Source organism: Flavobacterium commune (assembly GCF_001857965.1).
Lineage (GTDB): Bacteria > Bacteroidota > Bacteroidia > Flavobacteriales > Flavobacteriaceae > Flavobacterium > Flavobacterium commune.
In genome coordinates this window covers 715,156-736,609 of the sequence record NZ_CP017774.1, presented here as the reverse complement: position 1 = coordinate 736,609, position 21,454 = coordinate 715,156, and the positions used below count along the sequence as shown (strand labels likewise).

The 21,454-nt window shown below is 34.5% G+C and carries 22 protein-coding genes; 14 read left to right on the top strand and 8 right to left on the bottom strand.

Features of this window, described 5'->3' with window-relative positions; all coding sequences use genetic code 11:
- Position 1: 1 nt before the first annotated feature.
- From BIW12_RS03070 to BIW12_RS03040, 7 genes are all read left to right on the top strand, one after another.
- Positions 2–1,024 carry a hypothetical protein gene (locus tag BIW12_RS03070; protein WP_198033446.1) on the top strand — a complete coding sequence of 341 codons (1,023 nt, stop codon included), beginning with the start codon at positions 2–4 and terminating at the stop codon, positions 1,022–1,024.
- On the top strand, positions 1,021–2,013 hold the full coding sequence (locus BIW12_RS03065; protein ID WP_071183760.1) for a glycosyltransferase family 2 protein: 993 nt from the start codon (positions 1,021–1,023) through the stop codon (positions 2,011–2,013). Before BIW12_RS03070 ends, BIW12_RS03065 begins: the two co-directional genes overlap by 4 nt.
- Positions 2,014–2,018: 5 nt before the next feature.
- Positions 2,019–2,570, top strand: a complete 552-nt coding sequence (locus BIW12_RS03060) for a serine O-acetyltransferase (RefSeq protein ID WP_071183759.1) — start codon at positions 2,019–2,021, stop codon at positions 2,568–2,570.
- 3 nt (positions 2,571–2,573) lie between these two features.
- Entirely contained in the window at positions 2,574–3,695 is a 1,122-nt protein-coding gene (locus BIW12_RS03055; RefSeq protein WP_071183758.1) for a glycosyltransferase family 4 protein, read from the top strand.
- Positions 3,692–4,774 (top strand): glycosyltransferase family 4 protein, encoded by a 1,083-nt coding sequence (locus BIW12_RS03050; RefSeq protein WP_071183757.1) that lies wholly within the window; start codon positions 3,692–3,694, stop codon positions 4,772–4,774. Before BIW12_RS03055 ends, BIW12_RS03050 begins: the two co-directional genes overlap by 4 nt.
- Complete coding sequence (locus tag BIW12_RS03045; protein WP_071183756.1) at positions 4,767–6,107, top strand: O-antigen ligase family protein; 1,341 nt, start codon at positions 4,767–4,769, stop codon at positions 6,105–6,107. Before BIW12_RS03050 ends, BIW12_RS03045 begins: the two co-directional genes overlap by 8 nt.
- 453 nt (positions 6,108–6,560) lie before the next feature.
- A complete protein-coding gene (locus tag BIW12_RS03040) occupies positions 6,561–7,955 on the top strand; it encodes an exopolysaccharide biosynthesis polyprenyl glycosylphosphotransferase (RefSeq protein WP_232227133.1) in 1,395 nt (464 codons plus the stop codon).
- 324 nt (positions 7,956–8,279) lie between these two features.
- On the opposite strand, the gene BIW12_RS03035 is transcribed toward BIW12_RS03040, so the two are convergent.
- Positions 8,280–9,422 (bottom strand): lipoprotein N-acyltransferase Lnb domain-containing protein, encoded by a 1,143-nt coding sequence (locus tag BIW12_RS03035; RefSeq protein ID WP_071183755.1) that lies wholly within the window; start codon positions 9,420–9,422, stop codon positions 8,280–8,282.
- A gap of 156 nt (positions 9,423–9,578) precedes the next feature.
- On the opposite strand from BIW12_RS03035, the gene BIW12_RS03030 reads away from it, so the two are divergent.
- Together BIW12_RS03030 and BIW12_RS03025 are read left to right on the top strand one after the other, a co-directional pair.
- The gene (locus tag BIW12_RS03030) at positions 9,579–10,301 is read left to right on the top strand and encodes a CDP-alcohol phosphatidyltransferase family protein (RefSeq protein WP_071183754.1); all 723 of its coding nucleotides are present in this window, start codon (positions 9,579–9,581) and stop codon (positions 10,299–10,301) included.
- Positions 10,285–11,145 (top strand): glycoside hydrolase family 25 protein, encoded by an 861-nt coding sequence (locus BIW12_RS03025; protein WP_071183753.1) that lies wholly within the window; start codon positions 10,285–10,287, stop codon positions 11,143–11,145. Before BIW12_RS03030 ends, BIW12_RS03025 begins: the two co-directional genes overlap by 17 nt.
- On the opposite strand, the gene BIW12_RS03020 is transcribed toward BIW12_RS03025, so the two are convergent.
- The 4 genes from BIW12_RS03020 to BIW12_RS03005 form a co-directional block, all read right to left on the bottom strand.
- Positions 11,146–11,382 carry a DUF5808 domain-containing protein gene (locus tag BIW12_RS03020; RefSeq protein ID WP_071186101.1) on the bottom strand — a complete coding sequence of 79 codons (237 nt, stop codon included), beginning with the start codon at positions 11,380–11,382 and terminating at the stop codon, positions 11,146–11,148.
- Positions 11,383–11,423: 41 nt separating this feature from the next.
- Positions 11,424–12,164 (bottom strand): LPS export ABC transporter ATP-binding protein, encoded by a 741-nt coding sequence (gene lptB / locus BIW12_RS03015; protein WP_071183752.1) that lies wholly within the window; start codon positions 12,162–12,164, stop codon positions 11,424–11,426.
- A gap of 85 nt (positions 12,165–12,249) precedes the next feature.
- On the bottom strand, positions 12,250–13,059 hold the full coding sequence (gene tatC / locus BIW12_RS03010) for a twin-arginine translocase subunit TatC (protein WP_071183751.1): 810 nt from the start codon (positions 13,057–13,059) through the stop codon (positions 12,250–12,252).
- Entirely contained in the window at positions 13,059–14,024 is a 966-nt protein-coding gene (locus tag BIW12_RS03005; protein WP_071186099.1) for a KpsF/GutQ family sugar-phosphate isomerase, read from the bottom strand. The genes tatC and BIW12_RS03005 overlap by 1 nt, the downstream gene beginning before the upstream one ends.
- A gap of 85 nt (positions 14,025–14,109) precedes the next feature.
- On the opposite strand from BIW12_RS03005, the gene BIW12_RS03000 reads away from it, so the two are divergent.
- Positions 14,110–16,305, top strand: coding sequence for an ATP-dependent DNA helicase RecQ (locus BIW12_RS03000; protein WP_071183750.1), 2,196 nt, complete (start codon positions 14,110–14,112; stop codon positions 16,303–16,305).
- A 97-nt stretch (positions 16,306–16,402) separates the two neighbouring features.
- Here the strand turns inward: BIW12_RS03000 and BIW12_RS02995 are convergent, their stop codons facing one another.
- Complete coding sequence (locus BIW12_RS02995) at positions 16,403–16,642, bottom strand: hypothetical protein (RefSeq protein ID WP_071183749.1); 240 nt, start codon at positions 16,640–16,642, stop codon at positions 16,403–16,405.
- A gap of 237 nt (positions 16,643–16,879) precedes the next feature.
- Here BIW12_RS02995 and BIW12_RS02990 point away from each other — a divergent pair, with 237 nt between their 5' ends.
- Positions 16,880–18,460 carry an NAD(P)/FAD-dependent oxidoreductase gene (locus BIW12_RS02990; protein ID WP_071183748.1) on the top strand — a complete coding sequence of 527 codons (1,581 nt, stop codon included), beginning with the start codon at positions 16,880–16,882 and terminating at the stop codon, positions 18,458–18,460.
- A 15-nt stretch (positions 18,461–18,475) separates the two neighbouring features.
- On the opposite strand, the gene msrA is transcribed toward BIW12_RS02990, so the two are convergent.
- Together msrA and msrB are read right to left on the bottom strand one after the other, a co-directional pair.
- Positions 18,476–19,093, bottom strand: coding sequence for a peptide-methionine (S)-S-oxide reductase MsrA (gene msrA, locus BIW12_RS02985; protein WP_071183747.1), 618 nt, complete (start codon positions 19,091–19,093; stop codon positions 18,476–18,478).
- Positions 19,094–19,125: 32 nt separating this feature from the next.
- Positions 19,126–19,671, bottom strand: a complete 546-nt coding sequence (gene msrB / locus BIW12_RS02980; protein WP_071183746.1) for a peptide-methionine (R)-S-oxide reductase MsrB — start codon at positions 19,669–19,671, stop codon at positions 19,126–19,128.
- 311 nt (positions 19,672–19,982) lie between these two features.
- Here msrB and idi point away from each other — a divergent pair, with 311 nt between their 5' ends.
- Genes idi through BIW12_RS02965 form a run of 3 tightly spaced genes read left to right on the top strand, consistent with a single transcriptional unit; the run spans position 19,983 to position 21,385 of the window.
- Positions 19,983–20,510 (top strand): isopentenyl-diphosphate Delta-isomerase, encoded by a 528-nt coding sequence (gene idi / locus BIW12_RS02975; protein ID WP_071183745.1) that lies wholly within the window; start codon positions 19,983–19,985, stop codon positions 20,508–20,510.
- A 15-nt stretch (positions 20,511–20,525) separates the two neighbouring features.
- A complete protein-coding gene (locus BIW12_RS02970) occupies positions 20,526–20,936 on the top strand; it encodes a 6-pyruvoyl trahydropterin synthase family protein (protein WP_071183744.1) in 411 nt (136 codons plus the stop codon).
- Complete coding sequence (locus BIW12_RS02965; protein ID WP_071183743.1) at positions 20,936–21,385, top strand: peroxiredoxin; 450 nt, start codon at positions 20,936–20,938, stop codon at positions 21,383–21,385. Before BIW12_RS02970 ends, BIW12_RS02965 begins: the two co-directional genes overlap by 1 nt.
- The last annotated feature ends 69 nt before the right edge of the window (positions 21,386–21,454 follow it).

The window sequence follows — 21,454 nt, the reverse complement described above, 5'->3', positions numbered from 1 at the left end:
CATGCTAAAACTATACACAGACCAAAACTATCTTACTCCTGAAAACAGAAAATATGTTTTTCCGTTATTGTTTGATTTATGGTATGTGTCGAATGCCAATTTGTTAGATAAGTACCAAATTGTTTCAGAAATCACTAATTGTGATATTGTGGTGGTTCCCATTGATATTGCCCGTTTTGATAGCAGTAAAAGTCAGCAAAAATTGAATGATTTTATAAATAAGGCATTAGATTTAGATAAAAAAGTATGGTTGTATTCAGCGGGAGATTATGGTAAAAGCCTAACAAATCGGGTTTATACTTTTAGATTAGGTGGTATTGCGTCACAATTGAATACACAAACGTTTATTATGCCTTCCTTTATCAATGACCCCTATATTTCTTTGTTAAAAGAATTTAGAACTTTAGATAAATTAGAACTGCCTCAAATAGGTTTTGTAGGTCATGCAACCAACTCTTTTGGGAAGAAAATAAAAGAGTATCTGCTTTTTTATAAATATAATTTCAAACGTTGGATTGGGAAAATTCAAACCGATTATCAGCCTTTTTATCCTTCAGCTACTAAGCGATACCGTTATTTAAAATTACTTGAAAAAAGTGATGGGATTGAAGCCAACTTTGTTTTTAGAAATAAATACAGAGCAGGTGTCAGAACAGTCGAAGAAAAGAAAAAAACAACCTTGGAGTTTCTGGAAAATATAGAATTGAATCCTTATACTTTTTGTATGAGGGGAGCTGGAAATTTCTCCGTTCGTTTTTATGAAACATTAGCTATGGGGCGTATTCCTTTGCTAGTGGATACCGATTTTAGATTGCCTCTAAGCGATAGTATTAATTGGGAAAAACATTGTATTATTGCCCAAGAACAACATATAGAAAAAACACTGATAGATTTTCACCAAAAAATAAGCCCGGGAGAATTTGAACAGATGCAGGCAAACAATCGAAAATTATGGCAAACCCATTTAGAGCGGGAAGCCTATTTTTTAAAAGTGTATTCTCTTTTTAAGACAGATAAAGAATGAAATTTACGTTAATTGTATGTACCTATATGCGTCCGGAGCCCTTGTTGCGTTTGTTGCAATCGGTTCAGGAACAAACAGTCTATCCCAATGAAATTCTAATTATTGATGGTTCTTTAAATCAGGAAACGGAAGTTATTTTAAAAAAGAATCCATTTCAAAATTTACACTATTTTTTGGTTGCTACTGAAAATCGAGGACTGACCAGACAACGCAATTTTGGAATTTCAAAAGTTGCCGAATCTTCAGAAGTAGTTTGTTTTTTGGATGATGATACGGTTTTGGAAACGGATTATTTTGAAAAGTTACTTGGAACTTATCAAATTTATCCTGAAGCCTTGGGAGTTGGCGGTTATATAAACAATGAAACCCAATGGCAATGGGAAGGAGAAGAATATATTCCTATAGCGAACGAATTTTTTTATGATGGATGGAAACGTAAAGACGGAAGCCGTTTTGTATTGCGTAAAAAATTAGGCTTAGACAGTGATTGTCCTCCAGGCTATTCTTCCCTATATTCTCATGGAAGAAGTGTGGGGTTTTTACCTCCAACTGGCAAAACCTATGAAGTTGAAATGTTCATGGGAGGTGTTTCTTCTTTTCGGAAAAAGATATTTGACAGCATACAATTTTCTAATTATTTTGAAGGTTATGGTTTGTATGAAGATGCTGATTTTACGTTAAGACTCTCCAAAAAAGGAAAGTTGTATCTGAATACTGCAGCACAATTGAATCATTATCACGAAGCTTCAGGAAGACCCAACCAATACCAATACGGAAAAATGATAGTGCGCAATGGTTGGTATGTTTGGCGGGTAAAAAATCCCAATCCTATATTGAATGACAAATTCAAATGGCATGCCATTACATTATTATTAGCCGCGATTCGGTTTTCAAATAGCTTTACAACAGCGAATAAAAAAGCCGCTTTAACTGAATCTATAGGGCGTTTTGTAGGCTGGTGGAGTTTAATTTTTAATAAGCCAAAATAAATTTTATGAATTTGTTTCAATTATTGTATTCTGATTATAAAAAATATAAAAAGTATGGTGGGAATTTTGTTTCGATACTTTTTTTTACTCAAGGGTTTTGGGCTATATTTCAATATCGAATAGCAAATTTTGTTTATCAATTAAAAATTCCGGTTTTAAAACAATTATTTCAAGTTGTATGTCTAGTATGGCAAAAAATAATAGAAATACTAACAGGGATTTCTATTCCTTCTTCTGCTAAAATTGGACATTCTTTTTATATTGGTCATTTTGGAGGTATCATTATTAATGCAAAAGCGGTTATTGGTAATAATTGTAATGTTTCACAAGGAGTTACAATTGGAGTTTCAGGATTAAATGAAAATAGAGGAGTGCCTAAAATAGGAAATAATGTTTATTTGGGAGCTAATAGTGTTGTTGCAGGAAATATTTGTATTGGTGATGATGTTTTAGTAAGTGCTTGCTCATTAGTGATAAAAGATGTTGAATCTAGTAGTATAGTATCAGGAGTTCCTGCAGTTAAGATTTCTTCAAAAGGATCTAAAGAATATATTTAACTTATGAGATTAATAGTGTTTTCATCAGCGCCAATTGTTCAGCTAAAAGGAAAATTATTCATGTATACTCCTTATGAAAAAGAAATGCAAATATGGGCTAAGCATACTGATGAAATTCAATTTTGCTGTCCAGTATGGGAAGAACATAAGAACTTATTAGTTTCTCAGATTAATTTTTCTACTTTAACAACTATAACTCTTGAAGAATTTAGTGTCAAAACAATAAGATCGGCTTTTTCTTCTATTAGGAAAGTATTGAAAAATAGATCCACTATTTTTAAAGCTATGCAACAGGCTGATCATATCCATCTTCGTTGTCCCGGGAATATAGGATTATTGGCTTGTATAGTGCAAATATTTTTTCCATCTAAAACAAAAACAGCCAAATATGCCGGAAATTGGGATCCTAAAAGCAAACAACCATGGAGTTATCGGTTACAGAAATGGATTTTGAATAATCCTTTTTTGACTCGGAATATGCAAGTCTTAGTCTATGGCAATTGGGAAAACCAGTCTAAAAACCTGAAACCTTTTTTTACAGCGACTTATTCAGAGCAAGAAGAAGCAGCGATTTCCAAAACAATAAATCAGCAAGAAAAAATAAGACTACTATTTGTAGGGACTTTGGTGGAAGGAAAAAATCCAATATATGCGATTCGATTAGTAGAACAAATACTTCAAACGAATCAAAATGTAGTTTTAGATATTTATGGAGAAGGGATACTTAAAACAGTTTTAGAGAAATATATTGAAGTTAATAATTTGAAAGAATATGTGTTTTTACACGGCAATCAAAATCAGCAAGTACTAAAAAAAGCCTATCAGGAAAGTCATTTTGTGATTTTGCCTTCTAAAAGTGAAGGTTGGCCAAAAGCAATTGCCGAAGGGATGTTTTGGGCTTGTGTACCAATAGCAACTGCGGTTTCCTGTGTTCCCTATATGCTAGACGAAGGTAATAGAGGGATTTTGTTACAAATGGATTTAGCCAAAGATGTAGCAAAAATTATAGCATTGATAAATCATCCGAAGGATTTTCAAGACAAAAGCAAAGTTGCACTCAATTGGTCCAGGAATTATACTTTAGAACGTTTTGAAAATGAAATTCAAAAATTAATACAAGGATGAGAATCTTACAACTCATAGATTCCCTGGAAGCCGGTGGTGCAGAACGCATGGCGGTGAATTATGCCAATGCACTTGCGGCTGAAATTGAATTTTCAGCTTTAGTAGCGACTCGTAAGGAAGGAAGTCTGAAAAAACAATTGCTTGAAAAAGCAGCTTATTTATTTTTAAATAAAAAAAGCACACTCGATTGTAAGGCAGTTTTTCAACTTAGAAATTACATTATTCAACATCAAATACAAATTATTCAGGCACATAGTTCGTCCTTTTTTTTAGCGGTATTAGTCAAATTGACTCTGCCAAAAATTAAAATTATTTGGCACGATCATTATGGAAACAGTGCTTTTTTAGAAAAGAGACCTCACTTTTTTTTACAAATAGGCAGATGGTTTTTTAGCGGAATAATAGCCGTAAATGAGAACCTTCAAAGCTGGTCAAAGACCCAATTGCATTTTAAGAATGTGATTTATTTGCCTAATTTCGCAATGGTCGAAAGTGTGGTTGAAAGGCAAACTTTTTTAAAAGGAGAATCAGGAAAACGTATTGTCTGTTTAGCTAATTTGCGGCAGCAAAAAAATCATTTTTTGTTATTGGATGTTGCTTCCAGCTTAAGAGAGTCACATCCCGATTGGAGTTTTCATTTATTGGGTAAAGATTTTAAGGACGACTATTCGAAAGCATTGAAAGAAGAACTGAAAAGAAAACAATTAGAAAATCACGTTTTTGTATATGATTCCGGTTCGGATGTTGCTGCAATTTTAGCACAAGTTCAAATAGGAGTTTTAACCTCTAATTCGGAAGGATTGCCGGTAGCACTTTTAGAATACGGATTGCATCAAAAAGCAGTTGTTGTCACTCAGGTAGGGCAGGTGGCAGCTGTTATTGCAGATACTAAAAATGGGTTTTTAGTACCACCAAATGATAGGGTGCTGTTTTATAATCGATTAGTTGAATTAATTGATGATAGAATACTTCGGGAGCGTTTTTCAGAAAACCTGCATCAGACTGTAGTGGAGCATTTTTCGGAAGCTTCAAGTATAAAAAAATACATCCATTGGATAAGAACAACCATAAATGAATAAATCGGAAATCAATTATATCAATCTGGCGCTGCTTCATGTTGGAATAGCGGTCATTATTTTTTTCATTCCTTTTTTGTCTAAAATCTACGCATTAGCAATTGCGGTTTTTGGCTTTTATTATGTTATTAAAAACAATAATAAAAACAACGAAGTCTTGTATGTTGCTGCTTATATAGTAGGTGCTGAGGTTTTTTTGCGAATGACAGGAGGGAATTTGAATAATGAATATGTCAAAGTGGTGGTTTCTTTTTTGATGTTGTTGGGTTTTGTTTTAAGTGGTTTTTCTAAAAGTAGTTTTGCATATTGGTTCTATTTTTTGTTTTTAATTCCTGCTGTTTTAATAACCATGAGCAATCAGGAGATTAATTTAGAAATAAGAAAAGCCATTACCTTTAATATTTCCGGACCAATATGTTTGGGATTGTGCGCCTTGTATTGTTATCAAAGGCGGTTGCTTTATGTTCAGTTACAAAATGTGGTAGTACTTTTTGGTTTACCTATCATAGCTACTTTAGTTTATTTGTTGTTGTACAATCCAAGTGTTCGCGATGTGGTAACGGGAACTCAGTCTAATTTTGCCACTTCCGGAGGTTTTGGTCCTAATCAGGTATCTACTATTCTGGGCTTAGGGATGTTTGTTTTTTTCTGCCAATTGGTTTTTATGTCTAAATCTGTAATTATTATGGGTTTAAATGCTTTTCTCTTTGTGTTTACGAGTTATCGGGCTATTGTTACTTTTTCAAGAGGGGGAGTAATTACAGGTTTTGCAATGATTGTTTTGGTACTTTTGGCGTCTTATTTATTCAGTAATTCATCCGGAAAAAGAAAGTTAAAGTGGATTATTGTACTCAGCGGAATTATGGCTTTGGGAATCTGGAGTTATAGTGTTGTTCAAACCAGTGGATTGATTAGTAAACGATATTCTAATCAGGATGCAGCAGGACGAGTAAAAGAAGACCGTTTGGGAGGTCGGGAACAGGTAATGAATACCGAATTGGAGCTTTTTAAAGAAAACCCAATTTTGGGAGTTGGTATAGGTTTAGGAAAATCGTATCGGGAACAAATGCTGGGACAAGAGGTGGCTTCCCATAATGAAATAACCCGATTGTTATCAGAACACGGTATGTTTGGGGTGTTTATCTTAATCATCCTTTTGATTACTCCCCTAATTCTTTTTTTAATTAATTATCAAAATGTTTATTTTTTCTCATTCTATATATTTTGGCTTCTAACCATTAATCATGCCGCCATGCGAACAGCGGCACCTGCTTTTCTTTACGCATTGGCTTTGTTGCATGTGCAGTTTAGCCCCATTCAAAAAGCAAAGGAATAATACCATTTAGAAATATAAATGTTCTTAATTGTCAGTTCGAGCGCAGTCGAGAACTACTATTGAATCTCGACTGCGCTCGATTTGACAAAAAACAATTAGACCGCTCTATATTTCTAAATGGTATAATTAGATTCATGGTTTTTAACTGAAATTATGGCTTTTTAAAGAGTATTATTTTTAAAGTTAAAAGAGTTTATGATCTTAGCTTTAATTAAGGGAATACGAATGAGTTTTATTTTTGCCACGAATTACACTAATTTGCTCAAATTTTATCTGCTCTGGGTAGATTCGAGGAATATTATAATATTCGAATTTGTGTAACCTGCTTGTCGGCAGACAGGTTTGTGGTTGGTTTTTTATTCCTGAAACTGATGTGTTCGTCCTGTGATTTAATTCCTTTATATTGCTTTTTTTAACGGAACAGAGTATCTTGCCAACATAAGTAAAAAGTATATGTCAAAAGACAGAATCCATTTTGAAATATCCGAAAGAAAAATGCTTTTGCATCTTGTAGATGTGTTTAGCGTGGTTGTGGCTTTATACACAGTAGGCCTTTTTTTTGAGTTAGAGTACTTAAAATCATCGGTTTTGAATTGGGTTAATCTGGTTGTTTTAATTACTTATCTTAAAATTATAGGTACCATTTTTGAACTCTATAATCTTCAGGTGGCAAGTAATGAGTTTTCAATTATAAAAAGTACGATTCTTACGGTTACTACAACGGTTTTGGCTTATTTTTTAACGCCGGTATATTCACCCGTTTTGCCTTCAAACCGACTTCAGATAGTCACTTTTCTCTTTGTTGTTTTCTTTTCTCTGATTTTGTGGAGAGTGTTTTATGTGCGTTTTTTAGCATCCAAACGTTTTCATCAAACAGCCTTATTAGTTTGTGATAAGGAGCAATTAAATGATCTTATTTCAGGTTTGGAAGATATTGATCCACATTATAAAATAATTGCTTATGTAAGCCATTGCGAGTCTAATGAATCAGCAGAAGATAAATTGTTGCCTGTAAAATGTATTAATCCCGGAGATTTAATTGACTTTGTAAAAGAAAATTACATTACCGAAATTGTAATTGGAACTCAAAAACCGGATAGTATTACTACTGAATTGTACCAGCAGTTGTTGAAATTGTTAGAGTCGGGAAAAGTAATCAGAGAATATTCGCAGGTGTATGAAGAAAAAACACAACGCATTCCGGTGCAGTATGTAGAGCGTGATTTTTATCGTTTTTTCCCTTTTAGCCGAAGTAATCAAAACCGTTTGTACTTGTTGATTGTTAGAATACTGGAGGTTTTAGTTTCCCTTGTAGGTTTGTTTGTTGCCGTGTTGTTGATTCCTTTTATCTTTTTAATGAATACAATAGCCAATAAGGGAAGTTTGTTTTACACTCAGGAGCGTGTAGGCAAAGATGGTGTTGTTTTTAATATTCTGAAATTTCGTACCATGATTGAAAATTCCGAATCAGCTAAGGCTGTTTTTGCTACAGTTAATGATACTAGAGTAACCGCTTTTGGAAGATTTATGCGAAAAACCAGAATGGACGAATTTCCTCAATTTTTAAATATTCTAAAAGGCGAAATGGCAGTGATAGGCCCACGCCCGGAAAGACCATTTTTTGTAAAAGAAATTGCTTCCATAATGCCTTTTTATGAAACCCGCCACATCATAAAACCGGGACTTACCGGTTGGGCGCAGGTAAATTATTCGTATGGAGAAACTATCGAAGACAGTTTGATAAAATTGCAGTACGACTTGTATTATATCAAACACAGGAGCTTTTATCTCGATTTTAATATTGCATTAAAAACAATTACAACAGTATTGTTTTATAGAGGACAATAATTTTTTATATGACTATCTGTTTCTCATACCAATTATTGAGAATGGCACACAGGTGAAACTGATTTTAACGGATTTTCGCAAATTGTAATTTATAAAAAGCTTAAAAAATCCGTTTTTATCTCTTCAATCCGTCCCGATAGCTATCGGGATTGTGGCCTATTTTTCATTTGGTCTGCTTAGCGGACAGTCATAATTTTTTAAACCCAGAATCCGCATTAGGATTTTTTGTTTTTTTGTCCCGCAGATTATGCAGATTACCGCAGATTTTATGCTTAAAAATAATTAAAGAATCCGTTTAATCTGTGTTCCAATACGTAATACAGGTTAAATAATGATTGGTATTGGTTTCTTGTTTTTTAGTGCCAATTGTATTAAAAAATAGGCAGAAGTTAGTAACAAAGGCAGAACAATTAGTAAATGGGCTTTGTTGATTAGAACAACTAAATAAATCAATGACAAACAAAGGTTGAATAAGCTTAATTTATAAGTCCATGCTCTGTTTTTTGTAGCGTAAAAAAAGCATAATATTAACAATGTTGGATTGAATAATAGAACATTGTAATTATTGGCTAATTCCAAATGATTGGAATAAAATCCCATAAACAGAAAGAACAAACCCAGCAGTCCCATTGTGGCAAAATAAACATAATGCACTCTTTTTTTGTTCCAAATAACTAATAGACCCAATGCAATTAGATACGAATAAATATTATTCCACCAGGAGCTTGGATGAGATTCCTCAAAGTGTAAAAGAGTTTGGTTCTTAGGAGCTAAAGCCTGGTTTTTATATTGAATCAGCTTTAAGCTTTTTTGCAATTCTAAAGGCAGGAATAATTTTGTCCCCATTGCATCTACTTTGCTGCCAAAAATAATGCTGGTTCCTAATTTTTCATAAAAATGATGGTCAAAATAAGGATACAAAATACTTCTGTAAGTCAGTTCGGTATCTGTTTTTTTAGTAATTACGGTTTCTCCTAAAGTTTTATTGATAATGTCCACTACCATCGAAGTACAGTTTTTATCAATAAATTTATAGGTATAATGACTACCTCCTGATGCCAATGAGTTATTTAGATTTTCAAAAAGTTGTTGTTTGAGTGTAAGTGGAATTTGGAGTTCCTGCTCATCAACCGAACGGTTTTCATAGCTGTATTGATTGATAAAATCACTGTAACGATTGACTACAGCAAAATATTGAAGGTCTCCTTTGGCAAATTTTGGAACAAAATTAGGCGTATTGAAGTCAAAGGCACCATAATTATAAACAGCATCTACAAAATTAACCGCATCTTTAATTCGAATAGCAGTATGTCCAAAAAGAGAATAAGATTCGTTTCCAACGCCACAAGTGATTACGCTTACCGAAGCTTCTTTGGATAATTGAATGCTTTTTGCACAAACAGCATTAAAAAAACTTAAAAGGAATACAAGAAATACTGTTTTTTTAGAAAGAAAAATATTCACCATACTGAGAGTCTTTTGCTAATTTTTTTCAAAAGTATCATTTTTTGATGAGCTGTTGTTATTTATCATTGTCCTTTATCCCAATTTTTATTCGACTAATTTGAATTTACAAATGCTATTGTATTAAATTTGTGAACTATTCTTAAAAACAAATCAAAAATGAATATTAAAAAGCATATTCCTAACGCCATTACGTTACTAAATCTTTTTTGTGGTTGTATTGCCATGGTTTTTGTGAGTAATCAGGATTTTGAAATGGCTTTTTTCTTTGTGTTTTTAGGGATTTTCTTTGACTTTTTTGATGGTTTTTTTGCCCGTTTATTTAAAGTTACGGGTGAATTAGGTCTGCAATTGGACTCCTTAGCCGATATGGTTACCAGCGGCGTAGTACCGGGTTATGTAATGTATTATTTGTTAGTAAACAGTCAGCACGAAATTTCGACTTGTCCTTATATTCCTTTCTTGGGATTTATCATTACGTTGGGATCTTGTTATCGTTTGGCGTTTTTTAATATTGATACCCGTCAAACCGATTCTTTTATTGGTTTACCTACACCGGCTAATTCTTTGTTTATGTTGAGTTTGCCTTTGGTAATCAAATATTCCGATTCTTTCGCGGCATTCGAAATGCTCACTAGTCAATGGGTTTTGCTATTGATTACTGCTTTTAGTGCTTATATTTTAAATGCCGAAATTCCTTTGTTTGCTTTAAAAATCAAGAAATTCACATTAAAAGATAATTTGCTTCAAATTGGTTTTCTGACATTGTCGGTTTTGTTGTTGGTATTTTTTCAGTATGCCGGAGTCCCATTGGTAATCATTGCTTATGTATTATTATCAATTTTGAACAATAGATTTTCATTGGATGGCAAAACAAAATAATCGACGCCGAACCACTTCCGGAAAATCAAAAAAGAAGACTTCAGTTTTTCGAAAAAAACTCATTAAGTTAGCTGTTGTTGCAGTGACTGTTTTGCTGTTTTTTGGAATTATTTATCATTATCGAAATGGTTTGGCTTATTATTTTAGTTTTAAAACCGATAAGGTTTTGGACAATGAAGCCCGTGAAAAACGACTTTCGGATGTGCGGAACTTTCAGGTTTTAGAAAAAAATGAATCGAAAGCCATAGGAATTGATGTTTCGGAATATCAGGATGAAATTGACTGGGATGCCGTGCGTACTTTGGATAATGATTATGAGTTGTCTTTTGTTTTTGTCCGCGCTACTGTTGGGAACAATCGGCTAGATAAAAGATTCAGGGAAAATTGGCAGGGAGCCAAAGAAAATAATATTATCCGAGGGGCTTATCATTATTATCGTCCTAATGAAAATTCATTGGAGCAAGCCGAACTTTTTATAAAAACCGTTCGCTTGCAAAAAGGCGATTTACCTCCTGTTTTGGATATAGAAAAACTACCGGAAAATCAATCGATGGAACGCTTGAAAATAGGTTTGAAGCGTTGGTTGAATGCTGTTGAGGAACATTACAAAGTAAAACCGATTATTTACACGGGAGAGCGTTATTATGATGATTTCCTAAAAGAAGAATTCTCCGATTACTTGTTTTGGATTGCCAACTATAATTTTTACCGGGAAAAATTAGACGAAGACTGGCTCTTTTGGCAGTTTACTGAAAAAGCTTCCGTTTCCGGTATAAACGGCAATGTAGATGTCAATATCTTTAATGGAGATATAGAGCAACTACGATTTATTACAAAAGAATGATTATTTTGTTTTTTGGATTAGTAATACCATTAAAGCAAAGAATAACATCATCCCAATTAAAGTAAGTACTGATTTAGGATTTGCAAAATTAGTTGTAAAGCCCATCCACTCAATTTTCTTGGGAGGAAAGATGCGTTTGTCTTTTGGATTGTAATAAAACATTCCCCAAATCCAATTGTTCGGATCTTTAGACCATTTTTCTAAGGTTTCTTTACTAGGTTTTTCGTCCTCTTTCATTTGCATTCGATTTCTAAGTTCTGCTTTCTGCCTTCTGAAATCTAGAATTCTAATTTCTTCTTTCTTAATTCGAAATTTTGTCCTAAATACACTCTACGTACCATTTCGTCTTCCACTAATTCTTCCGGTTTTCCGGCTTTTAGAATTCCTCCTTCAAACATCAGATAGGTTTTGTCGGTAATGGCTAAAGTTTCCTGAACGTTATGATCGGTAATTAAGATTCCGATATTTTTATTTTTTAATTGCGCTACAATTCTTTGGATATCCTCAACAGCTACGGGGTCAACTCCGGCAAAAGGTTCATCCAGTAAGATAAATTTAGGATCCGTAGCAAGGCAACGTGCAATTTCAGTTCTACGGCGTTCGCCTCCGGAGAGTAAATCACCACGGTTAGTACGAATGTGTTCCAGACTAAATTCGGCAATCAGGCTTTCCATTTTAGCAATTTGGGCTTCTTTTGAAAGCTTGGTCAGTTGTAAAACACTCAAAATATTATCTTCGATACTTAGTTTTCTAAAAACAGAAGCTTCCTGTGCCAGATAACCAATTCCCTGCTGTGCTCTTTTGTACATTGGGAAATGGGTGATATCGGTATCATCAAGATAGATGTTTCCGGCATTTGGTTTTACTAATCCAACAATCATGTAAAAAGAAGTGGTTTTTCCGGCTCCATTAGGCCCTAATAAACCCACGATTTCTCCTTGGTTTACTTCAACCGAAATGCCTTTTACCACACTTCTTCCTTTGTATGTTTTTACTAAATTATCGGCTCTTAAAATCATCTTTTGTTTCGTTTTTGGCTATCGGTATAATTGATTTATTTGCAAATAAACGAATTCACAAATGAATCACTTGCTATATTAACAATTAATTGTTTTTTTCTTTTTTGGCTACTAAGACCGAAAGAAATATACTTGCTTCGTATATTATCAGCATCGGGATGGCTACAATAGTCTGACTTACCACATCAGGAGGAGTAACAATGGCGGCTATAATTAGTACAAGTACAATGGCGTATTTACGGTATGTTCTTAAAAAATTAGGAGTTACCAGTCCTAGTTTGGTTAAGAAATATATAATTATTGGCAATTCAAAAAATAATCCACTGGCTATTACTGAGGTTTTTACCATTCCAATGTATGAATCTAAGGTGAACTGATTGAGTACAGTAGGACTGACGGTAAAGGTTGCCACAAAATTTACTGACATGGGGATTACTACAAAATAACCAAAAATAACTCCAAGAAAGAATAATAGCGAAGAGAAAAAGATAAACACTTTAGCGTTCTTCTTTTCGTTTTTATAAAGTGCCGGACTTATGAATTTCCAAACTTCCCATAATATGTATGGGAAACTTAAGATGAATCCAAAAAGGATACAAATCCATATAAATACATTTACCTGTCCTTCCATTTGAGTGTTCTGAATAATAAAAGGCATTTCGGTAATACAGATGCTGTCGGCAAAACCCAGACTGTGTGAGAGTTCACAAAAATAGACATAGGTGAAAAAAGTAGGTCTGGTAGGGCCAAAAATGATCGTGTCAAATAAATAATCACTAATGGTGTAGGTTACCATTGCCATAATAATTACAGCAATAGTGCTTCGAACTAATAACCATCTTAAATCTTCAAGATGATCAAGAAACGACATTTCGTTTACGTTTTTTTTTGCCATTATAGGATTCCTTCTTTTAGTATGTCATGTAGGTGTAAAACACCTTTGTATTCTTTATTGTCTATCACGATAAGTTGGGTGATGGAGTGGTTTTCCAGTATTTGCAAAGCATCAATTGCCATTGTCTCCGATTGAATCGACTTTGGGTTTTTGGTCATGATGTCTTTGGCAGTCAAATCGGTAAAAGTATCTCTGTCGTTCAGCATCCTGCGGATATCTCCATCGGTGATGATTCCTACTACTTCGTTGTTTTCTACAACGGCTGTAACCCCAAGTCTTTTTTCTGAAATTTCAAAAATAACTTTCTTTACAAGGGTATTCGGACTTACAATCGGTTTTTGATTGTGTTCAATCAAGTCTTTTACTTTTAATAATAGTTTTTTTCCTAAAGCACCTCCGGGATGGTATTTAGCAAAATCTTCAGCTTTAAAATCGCGCATTTCCATTAAGCTAATGGCTAATGCGTCTCCCATAACTAATTGTGCTGTTGTGCTGTTGGTAGGAGCTAAGTTGATAGGGCAGGCTTCAGAATCTACAGTGGTGTTTAAAACGCAATCGGAACCTTTTGCAAGAGCAGAACTGCTGTTTCCGCTAATTCCTATCAATGGATTTCCATCTCTTTTTAATAAAGGTATAAGGGCTTTTATTTCAGGGCTGTTTCCGCTTTTGGAAATACAAATAATCACATCTTCTTTTTGTATCATTCCTAAGTCGCCGTGGATTGCTTCGGCAGCGTGAAGAAACATAGATGGCGTGCCTGTTGAGTTAAAGGTAGCTACCATTTTTTGTCCAATGATGGCACTTTTTCCAATCCCGGTAACGACTAGCCGGCCTTTTGATTGAAAGATAATTTCTACAGCTTTTGAAAAGTTATCATCGAGGTAGTCAATGAGTTTTATAATTGCTTCACTTTCAGACAATATAGTCTTTTTGGCAATAGCCAATATATTTTCTTTGGATATCAAAACAGAATGTTTAAAATTTGTGTGTGTAAAAGAAATTTGTATCTTTATGTGATGCAAATTTATACAAAATACCAGATAATAAAGAATGAATTCAAACGAAATTGATATCCATAAAGAATTAAAGAAATATTTTGGCTTTAGTCAATTTAAGGGATTACAAGAACAAGTGATTACAAGCTTAATGAATAAGCAAAATACATTTGTGATAATGCCTACAGGTGGAGGGAAATCGTTGTGTTACCAACTACCTGCTTTAATACAGGAAGGAACTGCAGTAGTAGTTTCTCCATTAATTGCTTTAATGAAAAATCAGGTTGATGCTATACGAAGTTTGTCTTCAGAAAATGGTATCGCCCATGTTTTAAATTCTTCGCTTACTAAAACAGAAACCGCTCAGGTTAAAAAAGACATTACTTCAGGATTGACTAAATTGCTATATGTTGCTCCGGAATCATTAACCAAAGAAGAGAATGTCAGTTTCTTAAAAAGTGTACCCATTTCTTTTGTTGCTATTGATGAAGCACATTGTATCTCAGAATGGGGGCATGATTTTAGACCGGAATACAGAAATCTAAAAAACATTATAAAACAGTTGGGCGATGTACCTGTAATAGGACTTACTGCTACAGCAACTCCAAAGGTGCAGGAAGATATTTTGAAGAATTTAGAAATGTCTAATGCGGTTACTTTTAAAGCTTCGTTTAACAGACCTAATTTGTATTACGAAGTACGTACCAAAACAAAGAACGTAGAATCGGATATTATTCGATTTATCAAACAACATAAAGGAAAATCAGGTGTAATCTACTGTTTGAGCCGAAAAAAAGTTGAGGCCATTGCTGAGGTGTTAAAAGTGAATGGTATTAGTGCTGTTCCATATCACGCCGGATTGGATGCTAAAACCCGAGCCAAACATCAGGATATGTTTTTGATGGAAGATGTAGAGGTTGTGGTTGCAACCATTGCTTTTGGGATGGGAATTGATAAACCCGATGTACGCTTTGTAATTCACCATGATATTCCTAAATCTTTAGAAAGCTATTATCAGGAAACAGGTCGCGCGGGTCGTGATGGAGGCGAAGGACATTGTTTAGCCTATTATTCTTATAAAGATGTGGAGAAATTAGAAAAATTCATGTCAGGAAAACCGGTAGCTGAGCAGGAAATTGGCTTCGCTTTATTACAGGAAGTGGTAGCTTATGCCGAAACTTCTATGTCCAGAAGAAAATTTTTACTGCATTATTTTGGTGAGGAATTCGACAGTGAAACTGGAGAAGGAGCCGATATGGATGACAATGTCAGAAATCCAAAAACTAAGGTTGAGGCTAAGAACGAAGTTGTTAAATTGCTTGAAGTTGTTCGTGATACCAAACATTTATATAAATCTAAAGAAATTGTATTTACGTTGATAGGACGCGTAAATGCTGTTATTAAGGCACATCGTACCGATTCGCAATCTTTTTTTGGTTGTGGTGTGGCTCATGACGAAAAGTACTGGATGGCATTGTTGAGACAGGTTTTGGTAGAAGGCTTTTTATCAAAGGATATTGAAACTTACGGGATTGTAAAAATTACCCAAAAAGGATTGGATTTTATCGCAAATCCTACTTCGTTTATGATGTCTGAAGATCATGAATACAGTGATGCTGAAGATGAGGCAATTGTAACCGCTGCAAAATCTGCTGGTACGGCCGATGAGGCTTTGATGGAAATGTTACGTGATTTGCGTAAAAAAGTAGCCAAAAAATTAGGAGTGCCTCCGTTTGTGGTTTTTCAAGAACCTTCATTGGAAGATATGGCTTTGAAATATCCTATTTCTCAAGCGGAATTGATTAATATTCACGGGGTAGGAGAAGGTAAGGCTAAGAAATATGGCGCTGAATTTATTGCGTTAATCAATAGATATGTTGAGGATAACGATATTATCAGGCCTGATGATTTGGTAGTGAAATCTACAGGAACTAATTCAGCTAATAAATTATATATCATTCAAAACATCGATAGAAAATTGTCTTTAGATGATATTGCTAAGGCAAAAGGATTAACAATGGATGCTTTGATTAAAGAAATGGAGCAAATTGTATATGCTGGAACAAAACTGAATATAAAATATTGGATAGACGATATGCTTGATGAAGATCAGCAGGAAGAAATTCACGATTATTTTATGGAATCTAAAACCGATAAAATAGAAGAAGCCTTAAAGGAATTTGAAGGAGATTATGATATCGACGAATTGCGTTTAATGCGAATTAAATTTATAAGTGAAGTAGCGAACTAGATTTTAGAATGCAGACTTTAGAATTTAGATTTCAGATTAATGTTATAAACAATTAATCTGAAATCTTTTTTTTTTTTGCCTACTGCTTTCTGAAATCTTAATTCTGATAAATTTCCCCTCGATGTGGTTTTAAAGCATCACGTACCTGAATCATATTTTCATCGGTAACAACCATAAAGGCTATGGCTTGCATTTCGCCTTGTACTTCAAATCCGGTGATGTTTAACGGCAGTTTTTCAATGGCAATATATTCTTTTAGGTGAATTTCGTGATGTTCAGCTGTTTTTGCAGCAGCAGGTCCACGGAAATCCCAAATTAATTTTATTTTTCTAGACATTTTTATAGGTGCAAAGTTTCAAAGAAGCAAAGGTACAAAGTCTATTTTGAAAATGGATTTTATATTAACGAACTAATTTCGGTTCAAAGTGTTATTTTTGCAACTTCTTTTCATATGTAGATATCTATTGTTTTTATCGGACATATGTAATTCGCATAGCTGCTATTGGTGATTACAGCCAATTTAGGGTCGTGCTCATTTCATAAAAAGAGAAGCTAATAGCATAAATAAGATACCATGCCCAAAGAACTTTTACTTCAGGTAACACCGGAAATAGCTGCCAACGAATTGTTGCTTAAAGATTATTTGTCAAAGCAAATAAAAGTTGCTCCAAAGGAAATTCAGCATGTTAGTATTTTAAAACGTTCGATTGATGCGCGCCAAAAAGCGATAAAAATCAATTTAAAAGTGCTTATTTATTTAAAAGGAGAAGCTTTTCAGGAAAACGTATTGCAGCTTCCTGATTACCCTAATGTAGCAAATGCCCAAGAAGTTATTGTTGTAGGAGCCGGTCCGGCAGGACTTTTTGCAGCTTTGCAATTGATAGAATTGGGTTTAAAACCAATAGTTGTCGAGCGTGGAAAAGACGTTCGTGGTCGTCGTCGTGATTTGAAAGCTATCAATCGCGATCATATTGTAGATGAAGATTCTAATTATTGTTTTGGTGAAGGTGGAGCAGGAACTTATTCTGATGGAAAATTATATACCCGTTCTAAGAAAAGAGGTGATGTCAACCGAATTTTAGAATTGTTGGTTGCTTTTGGCGCTACTCCGGATATTTTAGTAGATGCACATCCGCATATTGGAACTAATAAACTGCCAAAGATTATCGAAGATATTCGAGAGAAAATAAAAGAATGCGGTGGTCAGGTTTTATTTGAAACCCGGGTAACTGATATCCTGATAAAAAATAATGAGGTAGAAGGAATCGTAACCCAAAATGGAGACAGAATTCTGGCTAATAAATTAATTCTGGCGACAGGACATTCAGCCAGAGATATTTTTGAATTGTTGGATAGAAAAAAAATATTTATAGAGGCAAAACCTTTTGCTTTAGGTGTTCGGGCTGAACATCCACAATCGTTAATAGACAGTATTCAGTATAGTTGTGATTACCGTGGTGAATTATTACCGCCGGCACCTTACAGTATTGTGAAACAGGTAGTAGGAAGAGGAATGTATTCTTTTTGTATGTGTCCGGGAGGTGTAATTGCTCCTTGCGCTACAAGTCCGGGCGAAGTGGTGACTAACGGTTGGTCTCCTTCTAAAAGAGATCAGGCTACCGCCAATTCAGGGATTGTGGTCGAATTAAAATTAGAAGATTTTAAGCCTTTTGCTAAGTTTGGTGCTTTGGCAGGAATGGAATTCCAAAAAAGTATTGAGCAAAAAGCCTGGCATTTGGCGGGCGGAACCCAAAAAGTACCTGCTCAAAAAATGATTGATTTTACGCAGTCGAAAGTTTCTGCAGCAATTCCTAAAACCTCTTATGTTCCGGGAACAACTTCTGTTGAATTAGGACAGGTTTTTCCGGGTTTTTTAACCCAAATTTTGCGTCAGGGATTTGCTGAATTTGGAAAATCCATGCGTGGTTATATGACTAACGAAGCCGTTCTGCACGCGCCGGAATCCAGAACATCATCGCCGGTGCGAATCCCGAGAGACGGAATCACATTAGAGCATTTGCAAATAAAAGGCTTGTATCCATGTGGAGAAGGGGCAGGTTATGCGGGCGGAATTATTTCTGCGGCAATTGATGGTGAAAAATGTGCTTTGATGATTGGCGAAGCTTTAAATAAAAAACCTCGAATTATAAGCTAATTCGAGGTTTATGTCTTATTTTTTCTTTTTCAATCGGTCTTTAAAAACCTTTTCAAATTTTTCCATTTTGGGTTGGATTACTAATCTACAGTAGGGTTTGTTTTTGTTGTACTCGTAATAATCCTGATGATTGTCTTCGGCTTCGTAAAAGTTTTTGAAGGGTTCTACTATCGTGACAATAGGATTATTGTAAGCTTTAGATTTGTTTAAATCATTAATGATTTCCTGAGCTGTTTTTCTTTGTTCTTCATTTTTGTAAAAAATTACAGAACGATATTGCGTTCCTACATCAGCACCCTGACGATTCAATGTTGTTGGATCGTGTACGGTAAAAAAGACTTTTAGGATTTCGTCTAAATTCGTAGCATTTTTATCAAAAGTAATTTGGACTACTTCGGCATGACCTGTTTTTCCTGTGCAAACTGCTTCATAGCTTGGATTGGCGATTTTTCCACCTGAAAAACCTGAAACGACTGTTTTTACTCCAACTAAATTTTCGAAAATAGCTTCAATACACCAATAGCAACCTCCGCCAAGTGTTATGGTCTCCAGGTTAAGATTGCTTTTTTGGGAATTATTTTGTCCTGTCATGCATAATGATAAGAAAAGAATTATTAGAAATGATTTTTTCATAATATCGTTTTTTGTCAGAGGTTAATATATTCCTATTTGCTGTCAGGGATAAAATCAAGAGCAATAGAATTCATGCAATATCTTTTTCCTGTAGGAGCTGGGCCGTCATCAAAAAGATGTCCTAAATGACCGTCGCATCTGCTGCAAAGTGCTTCGATACGCTCCATATTGTAGGAGAAGTCATTTTTAAATACAATACTTTTTTTGTTTTCTTGTTCAAAAAAGCTGGGCCAGCCGCAACTGCTTGAAAATTTAGCCGTAGAGCGAAATAACAGATTGCCGCAGGCAGCGCAATAATAAGTTCCTTTTTCTTCGGTATTCCAATATTTTCCTGTAAAAGCGATTTCGGTTTCGGCATGACGCATCACTTGGTAAACCTCGTCAGGAAGTATTTTTTTCCACTCGGCATCACTTAGTTTTAGTTTTGTGGTATCAGTGTTGGAATAATAAGGATTTCCGGGTTTGTTTATTTTGTTTGGTAGCTTTTGGTATTCCGAAGATGTTTTGGTTTGTCCACAAGCCGTAACAATGAATAAAGGCAATATAAATAGCAGGTTAATATATGGATTGGTTTTCATTGGTGATGATTTTTAGATATTGATGTATTGTTTTTACTAAAAAAATCTTTTACAAAGATAGAATTCAAATTGGCTATTTAAGATGAGTTAGTTTGCATTTTAACAGCTATTTGTGAGTTGTTTGATGTTGTTATTTACGGATAAATTTGTTGTTTGGTTTTTTATGATACATCTGTTTGTTTGGAATTGAGTTAGTGTTTTTTTTGGAGTTTGATGCCAATTTTGAGTTTTTGATATATAATTCGAAACAGAACGTTAAAGCAGGAGTCTTTCCTTATCTTTTTTGTATTTTTGTCTAGCTATAAAAAAATATGACAGAAGAAAACGTAATACTGGTTAATGAAAAAGATGAGCAAATAGGGCTTATGCCAAAATTAGAAGCTCATGAAAAAGCGGTATTGCACCGGGCTTTTTCGGTTTTTGTATTGAACGATAAGAATGAATTGATGTTGCAACAACGAGCACATCATAAATACCATTCTCCGCTTTTATGGACCAATACCTGTTGTAGTCATCAGCGTGAAGGTGAAACGAATCTCGAAGCAGGAAACAGAAGATTGATGGAGGAAATGGGGTTTCAGACAGATTTGAAAGAGTTGTTTCATTTTATTTACAAAGCACCTTTTGACAATGGGTTGACTGAGCATGAGTTAGATCATGTAATGATTGGTTATTATAATGAAAGTCCGTTGATTAATTCTGATGAAGTGGAGTCCTGGAAATGGATGGGGATTGATGCTGTAAAAGAGGATATTTTGATCAATCCGGATGATTACACAGTATGGTTTAAAATTATTTTTGACGAATTTTATCATTATTTAGAAGCGCATAAACTTTAAAAGTAAAGTGGCACTATGAGAGTAACAATAAGTAGAAAAGCACATTTTAATGCAGCGCATCGCTTGTATCGAAAAGATTGGACTTTTGAAAAAAATGATGCGGTTTTTGGTAAGTGTAATAATCCTAATTTTCACGGACATAATTATGAGTTAATTGTGAGTGTTACCGGTGCAATCGATCCTGAAACTGGTTTTGTAATGGATGCTAAGATTTTGGCAGCTATTATCAAAGAAGAGGTGGAAGATGCTTTTGATCATAAAAATTTGAATTTAGATGTAGCTGAATTTGAAAATCTAAATCCAACTGCCGAAAATATTGCAGTGGTAATTTGGAATAAAGTCAGAAAACGCATAGACTCTCAATTTGACTTAGAAGTGGTGCTTTATGAAACGCCTCGTAATTTTGTAACTTACAAAGGAGAATAATGGCGCTGAAAACAGGTGATACCGTTCCAAAATTTACAGCCAAAGAGGCTAGTGGTGCTATTTTTGAAAGTGATTCAGTAATTGGTAAAAAAACCGTTATTATTTATTTCTATCCTAAAGATGATACGCCGCAATGTACTGCTCAGGCTTGTGGTTTTCGGGATAATTATGCTGAATTTGTTGACTTGGGTGTTGAGATTATCGGGGTTTCTTCGGATGATGTTAATTCGCATCAGGAATTTATTCGAAAATACAACTTACCTTTTTTACTATTATCCGATTCAGATAAGGCTCTTCGAAAGCTTTTTGGGGTTCCATCAGCTTTTTTAGGCTTGCTTCCGGGAAGGGTTACTTATTTATTGGATAAAAACGGAGTGATACAAATGGTATTTGACAGTGTACTGGGAATGAAACATGTGAAGAAAATGATTGAAAAATTGACTGAATAATCTATAGAAATGACTAAATAGTACTTGTTGAAAGTGAGTTACGATAGTTATTTTTGTTTCGAAATAAAA

Excerpts from the sequence above, each read along its gene's own strand:
- BIW12_RS03040 (WP_232227133.1), top strand. The coding sequence starts at position 6,561 with ATGTCAAAAGACAGAATCCATTTTGAAATATCCGAAAGAAAAATGCTT.
- BIW12_RS02965 (WP_071183743.1), top strand. The coding sequence starts at position 20,936 with ATGGCGCTGAAAACAGGTGATACCGTTCCAAAATTTACAGCCAAAGAG.
- lptB (WP_071183752.1), bottom strand. The coding sequence starts at position 12,164 with ATGATTTTAAGAGCCGATAATTTAGTAAAAACATACAAAGGAAGAAGT.
- BIW12_RS03065 (WP_071183760.1), top strand. The coding sequence starts at position 1,021 with ATGAAATTTACGTTAATTGTATGTACCTATATGCGTCCGGAGCCCTTG.
- BIW12_RS03070 (WP_198033446.1), top strand. The coding sequence starts at position 2 with ATGCTAAAACTATACACAGACCAAAACTATCTTACTCCTGAAAACAGA.
- BIW12_RS03020 (WP_071186101.1), bottom strand. The coding sequence starts at position 11,382 with ATGAAAGAGGACGAAAAACCTAGTAAAGAAACCTTAGAAAAATGGTCT.
- BIW12_RS03060 (WP_071183759.1), top strand. The coding sequence starts at position 2,019 with ATGAATTTGTTTCAATTATTGTATTCTGATTATAAAAAATATAAAAAG.
- BIW12_RS03035 (WP_071183755.1), bottom strand. The coding sequence starts at position 9,422 with ATGGTGAATATTTTTCTTTCTAAAAAAACAGTATTTCTTGTATTCCTT.
- idi (WP_071183745.1), top strand. The coding sequence starts at position 19,983 with ATGACAGAAGAAAACGTAATACTGGTTAATGAAAAAGATGAGCAAATA.
- tatC (WP_071183751.1), bottom strand. The coding sequence starts at position 13,059 with ATGGCAAAAAAAAACGTAAACGAAATGTCGTTTCTTGATCATCTTGAA.
- BIW12_RS03045 (WP_071183756.1), top strand. The coding sequence starts at position 4,767 with ATGAATAAATCGGAAATCAATTATATCAATCTGGCGCTGCTTCATGTT.
- BIW12_RS02970 (WP_071183744.1), top strand. The coding sequence starts at position 20,526 with ATGAGAGTAACAATAAGTAGAAAAGCACATTTTAATGCAGCGCATCGC.
- BIW12_RS02995 (WP_071183749.1), bottom strand. The coding sequence starts at position 16,642 with ATGTCTAGAAAAATAAAATTAATTTGGGATTTCCGTGGACCTGCTGCT.
- BIW12_RS03055 (WP_071183758.1), top strand. The coding sequence starts at position 2,574 with ATGAGATTAATAGTGTTTTCATCAGCGCCAATTGTTCAGCTAAAAGGA.
- BIW12_RS02990 (WP_071183748.1), top strand. The coding sequence starts at position 16,880 with ATGCCCAAAGAACTTTTACTTCAGGTAACACCGGAAATAGCTGCCAAC.
- msrA (WP_071183747.1), bottom strand. The coding sequence starts at position 19,093 with ATGAAAAAATCATTTCTAATAATTCTTTTCTTATCATTATGCATGACA.
- BIW12_RS03025 (WP_071183753.1), top strand. The coding sequence starts at position 10,285 with ATGGCAAAACAAAATAATCGACGCCGAACCACTTCCGGAAAATCAAAA.
- msrB (WP_071183746.1), bottom strand. The coding sequence starts at position 19,671 with ATGAAAACCAATCCATATATTAACCTGCTATTTATATTGCCTTTATTC.
- BIW12_RS03000 (WP_071183750.1), top strand. The coding sequence starts at position 14,110 with ATGAATTCAAACGAAATTGATATCCATAAAGAATTAAAGAAATATTTT.
- BIW12_RS03050 (WP_071183757.1), top strand. The coding sequence starts at position 3,692 with ATGAGAATCTTACAACTCATAGATTCCCTGGAAGCCGGTGGTGCAGAA.
- BIW12_RS03030 (WP_071183754.1), top strand. The coding sequence starts at position 9,579 with ATGAATATTAAAAAGCATATTCCTAACGCCATTACGTTACTAAATCTT.